9 protein-coding genes are annotated in these 11,169 nt (G+C 41.5%); 7 read left to right on the top strand and 2 right to left on the bottom strand.

All coding sequences use genetic code 11. The annotated features are described in order from the left end of the window. From QXR61_06775 to QXR61_06760, 4 genes are all read left to right on the top strand, one after another. A partial coding sequence (locus QXR61_06775; GenBank protein MEM3757647.1) for a beta-galactosidase occupies positions 1 to 1,970 on the top strand: 1,970 nt, incomplete at its 5' end. A gap of 167 nt (positions 1,971 to 2,137) precedes the next feature. Further along, complete coding sequence (locus QXR61_06770) at positions 2,138 to 3,319, top strand: pyridoxal phosphate-dependent aminotransferase (GenBank protein MEM3757646.1); 1,182 nt, start codon at positions 2,138 to 2,140, stop codon at positions 3,317 to 3,319. 165 nt (positions 3,320 to 3,484) lie between these two features. Then, complete coding sequence (locus QXR61_06765; protein MEM3757645.1) at positions 3,485 to 4,465, top strand: ABC transporter ATP-binding protein; 981 nt, start codon at positions 3,485 to 3,487, stop codon at positions 4,463 to 4,465. A 9-nt stretch (positions 4,466 to 4,474) separates the two neighbouring features. Beyond that, on the top strand, positions 4,475 to 5,491 hold the full coding sequence (locus QXR61_06760; GenBank protein MEM3757644.1) for an ABC transporter ATP-binding protein: 1,017 nt from the start codon (positions 4,475 to 4,477) through the stop codon (positions 5,489 to 5,491). A 3-nt stretch (positions 5,492 to 5,494) separates the two neighbouring features. Here QXR61_06760 and QXR61_06755 read toward each other — a convergent pair whose 3' ends face one another. Further along, entirely contained in the window at positions 5,495 to 7,024 is a 1,530-nt protein-coding gene (locus tag QXR61_06755; GenBank protein ID MEM3757643.1) for an ABC transporter permease, read from the bottom strand. Further along, positions 7,014 to 8,009: an ABC transporter permease gene (locus tag QXR61_06750; protein ID MEM3757642.1), complete on the bottom strand. Its 996-nt coding sequence runs from the start codon at positions 8,007 to 8,009 to the stop codon at positions 7,014 to 7,016. Before QXR61_06750 ends, QXR61_06755 begins: the two co-directional genes overlap by 11 nt. 99 nt (positions 8,010 to 8,108) lie before the next feature. On the opposite strand from QXR61_06750, the gene QXR61_06745 reads away from it, so the two are divergent. From QXR61_06745 to QXR61_06735, 3 genes are all read left to right on the top strand, one after another. Continuing rightward, complete coding sequence (locus QXR61_06745) at positions 8,109 to 10,058, top strand: ABC transporter substrate-binding protein (protein ID MEM3757641.1); 1,950 nt, start codon at positions 8,109 to 8,111, stop codon at positions 10,056 to 10,058. A gap of 77 nt (positions 10,059 to 10,135) precedes the next feature. After that, entirely contained in the window at positions 10,136 to 10,354 is a 219-nt protein-coding gene (locus QXR61_06740; GenBank protein MEM3757640.1) for a hypothetical protein, read from the top strand. Between the two features lie 121 nt (positions 10,355 to 10,475). Further along, the gene (locus QXR61_06735; GenBank protein ID MEM3757639.1) at positions 10,476 to 11,036 is read left to right on the top strand and encodes a hypothetical protein; all 561 of its coding nucleotides are present in this window, start codon (positions 10,476 to 10,478) and stop codon (positions 11,034 to 11,036) included. The last annotated feature ends 133 nt before the right edge of the window (positions 11,037 to 11,169 follow it).

Below are 11,169 nucleotides of genomic sequence, written 5' to 3'. Positions count from 1 at the left end.
AAAGTTATACTTACGATTTTTCTAGGCTCGATAAGCAGATAAACGCTGTTTTAGAGGCTGATCCAGAAGCGTATATATTGTTGAGGATAAACTTCGAGATGGGTGCTCCATTAAGCATCCTTCCAACATTTGACCGATTTTGGCGTGAGAGAAACCCTGAAGACCTTGAGGTTTATAGTGATGGGAGGGCTGAAACGCAGTCTTATGCTTCAAAAAAATGGTTACAGGATTCCTCAGAATTCTTGTCCTCGCTTATTCAGCACTTAAGATTAAGCAAGAAAGGGGCAAGGGTTATAGGGATTATGCCATGCGCCGGGCATGCTGGAGAATGGGTTAAGGAGAGCGCTATGGAAAATTATGCCGCAGATTACAGTGAAGTAATGAAAAATGCCTTCAGAAGCTGGCTGATTAAAAAATACAAGAGCCTTGAGAATCTTAGGAGAGCTTGGCGTGATCCTTACGCCCACTTTAACAAGGTTGAAATTCCAACGGCAGAGGAGCAGATGAACGCGGATACCTATCAATTCAGAGACCCGACAAGATACAGGAGGGTTATAGATTACTTTGAGTTCTTCTCAGATCTTGTGGCCGACGACATCCTATATTTATGTAAAATAGTTAAAGAGGCAAGCGATAAATCGATGCTTGCAGGAGTGTTTTACGGGTATCTTTTAGGGGCTGCATGGTGCAACTGGTACTTCGATCAGGGCAAAAATATGGAGACGTCAGCTTACCAAAGATCTGGACATCTAGCTTTAAGTAAAGTGCTGAATTCACCGTACGTGGATTTCATAGCTAGCCCCTATTGCTACGGTTTTAGAGGGATATGCGGGGATTCAGCCCCCATGTCTATAGTTGAGTCAATTAGGCTCCACGGAAAAATGTATTTTATCGAGGATGATACGAGAACGCATCTATTTCCACCCGGATCGAAGTATGGCATGGCGAGAAACCTGAAAGAGACTCTATCTATTTTGACTCGAACCTTCGGCAGGGTTCTAACGAGTTCTAGCGGCCTATGGTACGCTGACTGGTGTTCACCTGAAGGGGTTGGCCCGTATCAGGATAAAGAAATAATGGGGAGAATAAGGAGGATGCTTGAGATAGGTGAGAAGAGCTTAAATTTAGATAGGGCTCCCGCTGGAGAAATCGCAGCGATAGTGAATGAGAAAAGCTTCATATATGAGAGGATGAACAGGAATCTGGATTGGTCCCTGATTTTTGAGCAGAAATATTGGTTGTCTAGAATCGGGGCTCCGTGCGACATTTATCTTCTGGAGGATATAGAAAAGATTTCCGATCAATATAAGTGTTACATCTTTTTAAACGCATTTTATCTAAATGACGAACAGCGTAAAATGATAAGAAGATTTTTGCAGCATAATGGAAACACTCTCGTATGGACGTTTGCCTCGGGCCTAATAAACGAGGACACAAAAGCTGAAAACATGAAGGATATTACAGGCATTAATTTCGTATGCGATTGGACAGAGTGGAGTCTAAAGCTTTTTATCTCGAATTTCAGTCACCCAATAACCCGCAATCTACCTCCCACAACACTATTCGGAACAGACTTTAATATTGGACCCATACCATATGTGGATGACCCGGAGGCAATAACCTTAGGGACCATAATATATAATAGGGGGATGTGTGTTCCCGGAATGGCTATCAAAGAATTTTCAGGCTGGAAATCCATTTATGTTGGCGCCCCGAATATTCCGCCAAATGTCCTTAGATCCATAGCTAACTACGCTGGTGTTCACATATACAGTTACTCAGAAGACGTACTTTACGTTAGTAGAAACTTTATATGTATTCACACAATTAAACCTGGTGAAAAACAAATATTTCTTCCCAGAAAAGCAGACGTGTACGATGAAATAGAGAATAAACTAATTGCGAGGGACGCGCAATACTTTACAGATATCATGGAAACGGGTGAAACTAAAATATATTCTTATTATTAAATTCTTGCAGTTCTTATATTTGTTTCATGAGATTATGCTTCAAGACTGTCTGAGTATACTGTTAAAAATATACGATAATAATGAAGATTTTGAAATGCTTGCCGCAGTTTCCTATGAGAGAAGATTTAATACTGAAAGGTATATTTTTGATAAGGAGGATTTAGCAAATGGGTCCCGCTGAACGGGGTCTTATAGTAGGGGCTTCGAGAAACCAATTGAGGACAAGACATTTATTGAAGTATCGTGGGCTAGATGACGAGGGGATTAGTTTAGGTTTAGCTGAAATAGATTTCGATATTCCTGAACCTGTTAAAAGGGCGATAATAAATGCCGTGCTGAATGGAGAATATCACTATAGCCCTGCAGAGGGTTTGCCAGACTTCATTCAGGCCGTCGTGGATAGATGGAAGAGATTTAATAATGTTGACATAAAAGCGGAAAATATCCTTCCAACAGTTGGAGCGATGAACGGGATATGGCTTGCCTCCGAAGTCTGCTTAAATCCTGGAGATGAGGTCCTGATTGTTACGCCAATATATGGGCCTATACTCAACCACATGGCTTCCACCGGCGCTAAGGTTATCGCTTGCCCAGCCCGCAGTGAAGATTATCATATCGATCTCAAAAAAATTGAGGGGAAAATTTCTGAGCGGACTAAAATGATAGCGATATGCAACCCCAATAATCCTACGGGAGCCGTTTACACGAGAAGCGAGCTTGAAGGTTTAGCGGACATAGCTAGACGGAGGAAAATTTATGTTTTCTCAGATGAGCTTTACGACACGCTTACCTATGATGGAAGAACACATGTTAGCATTGCTTCTCTGCCAGGCATGGAGGATCTGACTATCACGGTGAACGGTTTCACTAAAACATACGGGCTGTCTGGGTTACGAATTGGATACGTGGTTGCAAGCAGAGAGATCATAGCGAAGATGAGGGCGTTAAATTCGAAGATAATTATTCACCCTGACGTAATCGCCCAGAAGGCTGCGGCAGCCGCCTACAACGAGTGCGATGAATGGATGGAGGCATTAAAAAATCACTGTGAGAGAATGAGAAACATGTTGTGCGACACATTGAATAAATTTAAGAGCATTTCATGTCCAAGATCTGAGGGAACCTTCTTCGCTTTTCCAAACGTATCCAAGCTTTTTAAAAACGATGTTGAAGCATCCTCATGGCTGGAGAAGAAATATAAAGTAAGAACCTCAGCCGGCTCCATGTATGGTGAGGGGGGAGAAGGGCATCTTAGACTAAACTTTGCGACAACCGAAGAAATTATTCAAGAAGCCTTAAGAAGGCTTTCTGAAGCAATATCTGAGGCTGAACGCAACCCTAGATTATGATGAAATATAGTAACTTGTTCTCCATTTATAGAATAATCACGTAAACTAATTCCGCCCTATTCCATGCATTAATAATGCTTAAAAGAAAAATTCTTATTCTTGAATTAAGCAGTAAAAATAGATTGAATAATTTAAAGAGGAAAACATTCTTGAGGTCTGCTTTGAATGAAAATACTTGAAGTGAACAACTTAGTGATGCACTATAAACTTGCTATGGGAGGATGGGTGAGAGCCGTAGACGATGTTTCTTTCAGTTTGAATATGGGAGATGGCTTGGGAATAGTTGGGGAATCCGGATGTGGGAAAACGAGCCTAGGTTTATCAATACTTAGGATTTTGCCAGATAACGCGGAGATAAAAGGCGGAGAAATAATTTTGAATGGGATAAATATTTTGAGGCTCCCTGAATCTAGATTCAGGAGAGAGATTAGATGGAAAAGGATAAGCATGATATTTCAGGGGGCAATGAACGCTTTAAATCCGCTTTACACCGTCGGAGAACAAATAGTGGAAGCAATAAAACTGCATGAAAAATGCTCAAACGAGGAAGCTTGGGAGAGGGCTAGAGAATCGCTTGAAATGGTAGGTATAAATCCAAATAGGGTGAACAGCTATCCTTTTGAACTTAGTGGGGGAATGAGGCAAAGAGTTGTGATAGCCATGGCTTTAGCGCTTAAACCCGAAATAGTTATAGCTGATGAGCCGACAACAGCGCTTGATGTTTTAGTTCAAAGCAGAGTGCTCCACTTAATAAAGAGGCTTCAGGAAGAATTCAATTTATCCTTAATATTAATTTCCCATGATGTTTCTATTATAGCGCAAATGGTTAACCATGTTGGAATAATGTATGCTGGGAAAATCGTTGAGTATGGAAATGTAGAAAATGTGTTTTTAAACCCAAGGCATCCCTATACTTATGCATTGTTAAAGGCTGTGCCTGATATAAAAGGTAAACCAAGGAGGTTGGAGGGGTTGTCTGGTGCTCCACCGGATTTATCTAATCCGCCATCAGGATGTAGATTTCACCCCCGCTGTAAATTTGCGATAGAAGAATGTAAGACTATGGAGCCTAAGCTTATACCTGTCGGGAACGAGCATTTTGTTGCATGCATAAGGGCAGATGAGATAGAAAGTAAATTGGGGTAGACGCCCTTGATGAACAACGATTTATTGCGAGCGGAAAACTTAGGCAAATATTTTCCGATTAAAAGAAGCTTTATTGAAGTCCTGAAGAAAAAGCCTCAGAAACATCTTCGCGCAGTAGACGGCGTAACATTTAACATAAAAGAGGGAGAGATACTGGCGCTTGTAGGGGAAAGCGGTTGTGGTAAAACGACGACTGGTAGGCTGATTTTAAGGCTGATAGAGCCAACTTTTGGCAGAGTGCTGTTCGAAGGAAAAGATGTACTTTCACTAAACAAGAATGAATTAAAGAAATTTAGGATGAGGGCGCAGATAATATTTCAGGATCCGTACGAATCTCTGAATCCAAGGATGCATGTTTACGCAACGCTTTCTGAACCATTAATAATACATAAAGTGGTTAGCACTGAGGCTGAGAGATTAGAATTAGTTATGAGAGTAATGGAGGAAGTTGGGTTAACACCACCAGAAGAGTTTCTCTTCCGGTTCCCGCATCAACTCTCAGGTGGGCAGAGGCAGAGGGTGGCATTGGCGTCGGCGCTCATTTTAAACCCTAAATTTATAGTGGCTGATGAGCCTGTATCAATGGTAGATATGTCGATGAGGGCGTCGATACTTAACGTATTTTTAGACATGAAGGAGAAGAGGGGGATGAGCTGCCTATTTATAACCCATGATCTAGCCATGGCGAAATATGTGAGTGACAGAATAGCCATAATGTATCTTGGAAAAATAGTTGAAGTTGGAAAAGCAACGGAGGTGGTTGATAACCCATTACATCCTTACGCTAAGGCACTGATCGAAGCTGTTCCATCCCCCAACCCAAAAATTAAAATGAGAAATCCTACGATAAAAGATGAAATCCCCTCACCAATAGACTTGCCTCCCAGCTGCAGGTTCTACAACCGATGCAGTTACGCTAAAGAAAAGTGTAAGTATTCTCACCCAGACCTTATTAATGTAGACAAGGAACATTACGTAGCATGCTATCTATATCATGATGAAGAGGAAAAGGGAACGTTCAATTAATTTTTACCTTCTTCTCTTTAATCTAGGATTCATTATTTCATCTAAAGCATGCCCGATCAAAACGAACGCTAAAGATAGAAAAACAATGCATAGTCCGGGAGGTATAACCCACCACCAAGCCCACTTTGTAAATGCTCCGCCGCTTTGAGCTAAGCTCAGCATCTTCCCCCAAGTTATCCTATATGGGTCAGTCGCTATACCTAAGTAGCTCAGCTCAGCCTCTAGAGTGATCGCAGCGGGAGCCGAGTAAGCTATGTTCGCGTAGATTATGGGGAGAAGTGGAGGAAAGAGGTATCTAAATATGAGTCTGGTGGTGCTGGCACCTTTAGCTTTAGCAGCCTCTACAAATGGACTGTTGATATAAGTTAGTACGAAGGCTCTAGTCGACCTTGCTCCACTAGGAGCCCTTATAACTGCAAGTATTGTAATTACGGTCCATATGTCACCTTTAAGAACCGCCATCATTATCAGTAGGAGCGGCAAATTTGGGATAATCATTATTATATCAGCGATCCTCATTAAAACCTCATCTACTACTCCACCTTTATAAACAGCTATTATGCCTAAAATAGACGATATGAGTGAAGAAAGCAGAGCTGCGATGACGCCTACTGTAAGCGAAACCCATGTGGCATTAGCTATTTGAGAAAATATGTCTCTGCCCCAAAAATCCGTTCCCAGCAAACCATATTTTAAGCCCAAAATTTTAAGCTGAATATTTTTAAGTTTAAGGTTTAAATCTCTCCCTGAACTGGCAAGCGCTTTTAATCCATAGAGGCGAAAGCGAAAGGTCATCTCGTAAGTTCCGCTCTCATTCAGAGAGTTGAATGGTATAATAAATTGCCCGGGAAAAATACCTAGTCTACTCGCAAACCACTCTAGATAACGGAAGTCTCTAGTTTCTATAGATATCTTAGAGCCTCTCTTCAATAAAGAACTGAACCCTGGCATTAGTTCCCTACTACTCCAAAGCAGGATTTCACTGCCGGAAGGCTTCTTCAGAAAAATCTCCAAAGCGACTTCGAAGTCACCGTCACTTTGTCCCGTCATAAATATTTTAAACGTCCTCGGCGGCCTGTAATCGTAGCTAAATGTCTTAACAATATATATTGAGCCATAATCCTCGATTTGAACACCGTTCTTAAACATGAAAAATATACCGTCATCCATGTCCTTCACCGCTATAAAATTGTCAACTGTGCAGCTCGCGTTTTTTCTGCTTTTAATCTCGTCCACTATATGCCACGTTAAGGTAGGTGGAAGCTTAACATATTCGCCACCGAATACTGTTACCCATTCTGGTGGAACCACTTGATCAGCGAGATCCATATCTTGCATGGGGTCAGCCGGGGCGATATATGGGCCGAACGTTGCTAAAAATACGAAAAAAACGAAAATTAAAGCGCCGAAAACACCGAGCTTATTGTGTGAATACTCAGCAATGAAACCTTTAATTCGCTGAATCATTATTTTCCTGCTCTGCTTCTTTAGGAAAGCTTTTCGTTCTTCAGTATTCTGCTCTTTAACTTCCATAAACTTTTCCGCCTACCCTAACTCTTGGGTCGATTAAGGTGTAAATTATATCGGCGGCTAAGTTTCCAAAAATTGTTATAATAGCCATTATGAAGAAAGATCCTTGCACAGCCGGCCAATCAAGCTCTCTAAGCGACTCCACCATATAACGGCCTAAACCATACCATGAAAAAACGGTTTCAGTTGTTGGCGCTCCGCCAAGTATTGCGCCAATACTTCCCGCTATTCCCGTAACCACTGGAATAGCGACATTCTTTAAAACATGCTTGTACAGTATTAAACGTTCTGGCGCTCCTTTAGCTCTGGCTGCTATAACGTAATCCTGAGATAAAGCATCCAAAACGAGATTTCTTATTCCCAGCAAGCCGCTTCCAGTCATAATTATGGTGAGCGTTGTAAGTGGAAGAGTGAGATGCCAGAGATAATCTATGATAAAGGATATTGGGTCTTTTGGATTATTTGGAGGGTCAGATATCGTTCCATAGCATGGGAAAAGCCCCAGTCCGAAGGAGAAAATCAGAAGAAAAATCATTCCAAGCCAAAAAACGGGAACAGCGCCAAGCCCAAGGCTCACTCCAAGAGTAGTCATGTCCACCATCTTTCCTCTTCTAGAAGCTATCTTGAGACCTATCAAAAGCTTAAGTACCGTTGAGATAACGAAGCCGCTGCCCATCAGTGTGAGCGTATTTGGAAGCTTTTCCAAGATCTCCTCTGCAACGGGTCTGAAGGATCTAAAAGATAAGCCGAAGTCGCCCATAAACATATTTATAACGTATCTGAAGTACTGCTCTATGGGAGGTTTATCTAAACCCCACCTCGCTCTGAGAATCTTTATAGTTTCTTCATCCAACGGCATCTTCCTTATCAATAAAAGTACCGGATCACCTATCATATGATAAAAAACAATATAGTTAAATGAAGCAACTACCCAGACCGCGAAAAACACAAATAGGATTCTTCCTGCAATATATCTTTTTACTCCCATTATGACTACCTACGGTATCTTTGTCAGAAAATTTTTATAAAATTTTCCTAAAATCTTATAAATGTTTCTCCTTAAATTTTTCTTGAAGAAGGTGGAGTAATGAAGAAGATAAAGATATTGCTTCTGGCAGCGCTTTTTACAATGCTGTCTACGATCATATTATCGCCGTTGGAAAGCACTTTTATTAAACCTGAACAACAGGCGGAGATAAAATACTTCATTAGCGATGATCATATCCGCGGGCCTAGAGGAGTAAAGGACCTTATATATAGGTTGGTGCCTACTGAGATATGGCGAGAAATGTTCTGGAAGAAGAAGGTTGCTCGGCTCGGCGCTACCCCAGAGGATCTTGAAAGAGCTCAAACTGAGCCAGGAATAATAATGGTGAGAACCATGGGCGACATAGGCTCCCTAGGAGCCTTGTGGATGAATGTGAGAAGAAGCCCGACGAAATTCTTAGGCTTTAGAAAAGCGGTCGGCCATCTTATTGACTGGTCTTGGGTATTGAACACCGTGTGGGGCGGCGGACTTAACGTGATGAGACCAGTTATATACTCTGCGGGCGGATCAGAAGATTGGGTTAACACAACGTGCACGTTCCCAGAGTATAGCGTAGACTTGGCGGTAAGAGCGCTTGAACAGGACGGATTTAAGAAAGTTGGAGGAAAATGGTTAGATCCTGAGGGAAAAGAGGTGGAACCCATAATTATAGTTGCGCCATCATATTCCCCCGAGCGAATGGAAGTTTCTAGGGCATTAGGGAGAGCATTGGAAAATCTTGGTTTCTCAGTTGTATACGAGTTCCACGGTTGGGCTGAATGTGAGAAACTAACATACTACGATAAGAACTATCATATATTCTTCAATTACCCATCTTTCGACGTAATCAATCTGCCAATAGCCTACAAGAACCTCTATCATTCTTCAATGTATTCGCCTCCGGGCACCCTATGTCAAAACTATCAGGGAGTTAATGACCCAGTGCTCGATAAATTGATTGAAGATCTTGAGAATGTCCGTGACATTGAGACGGCGAAGCGATTGGCTAAAGCGATTCAAGGTAGAATTTGGGAAATGGCATACACGTACATGATACCGACAGGGGGAGGAGGCTATGAGTTGTGGAGAACTGACATGTATAGCGGATGGTATACTAAAAGAGATCTGGCAGCCGGCTACTTCGATGTGATTAATCTTGTTCCAGTAAGCGCAGAACATGAAACAATGGTTACGGCTGAAAAACCACAAAGCGGTGGATCCGACTGGTTTGTCTCATTTAACCCGCTGATATGGACTGAAGCACTATACGAACATAACTACTTCAAATACATATATCAGCCACTATTCTATCTGCAGTTTGGTCCCGACGTACCGACAGACTTCGTAGCCGCCCTTGCCTACGCATACAAAATGGAAGAAATAGCTGCAGGAAGCAAAATAACGTTCTATTTATTTCCAAACGCAACTTGGCATGATGGAAAGCCATTCACCGCCGAAGATGTTAAATTTACTTTCGACTTTATGTGTAAGGAGCAAACTCATGCTAACAGATTATACCTACCATTAAAGTCAATATATGAGCGCTCTGAGATAATAGACAACTATACTATAGTAGTGTACACAAACAGCAAATCCATCTGGCAAATGAATTATTTCACAACAGCATGGATACTCCCGAAGCATATATGGTCAACTCTATCTGACCCGGCAACATACAGTAACTGGCCACCGATAGGCACAGGTCCATACAAAGCAGTACAATGGGTTCCTAGAGAATACCTATACCTCTCAGTCCATGAGAATTATCACCTACGATGGATCTCTCCTGAAGAAGAAGTAAGTGCCTCACTAAAAGATCTCCAGGAAAAAGTTTCCTCTTTAAATGAGAAGATCAAGGGCTACGAAGAAAAGATCACACAAATAACAGCAGCTGCAAATGCGGCAACTTCAGCTGCCAACATGTCTATGGGAATCGCAGGGATAGCGATAGTTATCTCGTTAGTTGCCATCATCTTATCGAGACTGGGCAGAAAAACAAAAGAAATTTAGAGATCCTTCAACACTAAAAATTCCTCTTCCTTTTTTTATTGTGGAAGAAGATACAGATACCTTAAGGATGAATTAAAATGCTGAAGCGATTTAAAAAGATCGATGTGTACGTCTGGAAGATAATATTGGTCTCCTCGCTTATTGTAATGTTTGGTTTTATCTTGTATCTGCTATTTCAGAAAATGAACCCAACCATAGCGTTAGCCGGATTACTACTAATGTTCATCGGCATAATAGTCTTTTTTTATTTACCCGAATACATAATGTGGAGAAAAACCACCGAGGAAAAACAATAAATAATGATAAGATCTCGGAAAATTTGAAGAAAGAATAATGCTTTTTGTTTAAGGGATTGGAATGAGTCTTTGCGAAAGCTTTAATTTTTTGTCTCTGTATTTTTGGTTGTGGTGTTGGTTTATGAGGGCTGGGGCTTTGGTTTTGGTTTTGCTGCTGGTTGGTGTCGCTTTTATTGCTGCCGGCGTCTATTTGGCCGGTTATACTGAGCAGAGGGTGAGGGTGGTTAATGCTTCTGGACAGTGGGTTAATGCGACTAAGACTGTGGATTTAGGCTTTATTGGGGAGGGCGATAAGATTAAGCTGGCTTTTAGGACTTGGGCTGAGGACCCGATTCATAGAAACATATTGATCACGCTGGTGAACAGTGAGACGGGAGAGATAATTCCGGAAAGACGATACGGACTAGCTGGATACGAGAACATAATATCTCTTTATTGGAATGCTTCCCAGGACGGATATACCACTTGGGGTGAATACTATCCGCCGAAACCCGGAAAATACCAATTCATACTAGACAACAAAGCATACGTAGCACGAGACCCCATCCCCATAAAACTAGTAACATTCGAAGCAACAATTATAGGGCCAGCCTATACACCATACCTAACACAAGGTATCGGGGCAATAATAGCAGGCATAGTGGCAATCACAACAGGAATAGCTATTCGGCGAAAACGATAGATGCAAAAATATTGAAAACTACAAGGGTAATTCAAGTTTAAAGACTAAAGAAATCTAGAATCAGTAAATTAGTAAATCATAGTTTTTACGAAAGTTTTCACTTAACTCAAAAATTAATTTTAACTCTGTTATT

The sequence above is a fragment of the Candidatus Bathyarchaeia archaeon genome (genome assembly GCA_038882715.1).
Taxonomy (GTDB): domain Archaea; phylum Thermoproteota; class Bathyarchaeia; order Bathyarchaeales; family DTEX01; genus DTEX01.
Note: the sequence above shows the minus strand (reverse complement) of the source record. Positions and strands in the feature narration are given on the sequence as shown.

What these genes read in the sequence shown, in the direction of transcription:
- QXR61_06770 (MEM3757646.1), top strand. Translation starts at nt 2,138, where the DNA reads ATGGGTCCCGCTGAACGGGGTCTTATAGTAGGGGCTTCGAGAAACCAA.
- QXR61_06765 (MEM3757645.1), top strand. Translation starts at nt 3,485, where the DNA reads ATGAAAATACTTGAAGTGAACAACTTAGTGATGCACTATAAACTTGCT.
- QXR61_06760 (MEM3757644.1), top strand. Translation starts at nt 4,475, where the DNA reads ATGAACAACGATTTATTGCGAGCGGAAAACTTAGGCAAATATTTTCCG.
- QXR61_06755 (MEM3757643.1), bottom strand. Translation starts at nt 7,024, where the DNA reads ATGGAAGTTAAAGAGCAGAATACTGAAGAACGAAAAGCTTTCCTAAAG.
- QXR61_06750 (MEM3757642.1), bottom strand. Translation starts at nt 8,009, where the DNA reads ATGGGAGTAAAAAGATATATTGCAGGAAGAATCCTATTTGTGTTTTTC.
- QXR61_06745 (MEM3757641.1), top strand. Translation starts at nt 8,109, where the DNA reads ATGAAGAAGATAAAGATATTGCTTCTGGCAGCGCTTTTTACAATGCTG.
- QXR61_06740 (MEM3757640.1), top strand. Translation starts at nt 10,136, where the DNA reads ATGCTGAAGCGATTTAAAAAGATCGATGTGTACGTCTGGAAGATAATA.
- QXR61_06735 (MEM3757639.1), top strand. Translation starts at nt 10,476, where the DNA reads ATGAGGGCTGGGGCTTTGGTTTTGGTTTTGCTGCTGGTTGGTGTCGCT.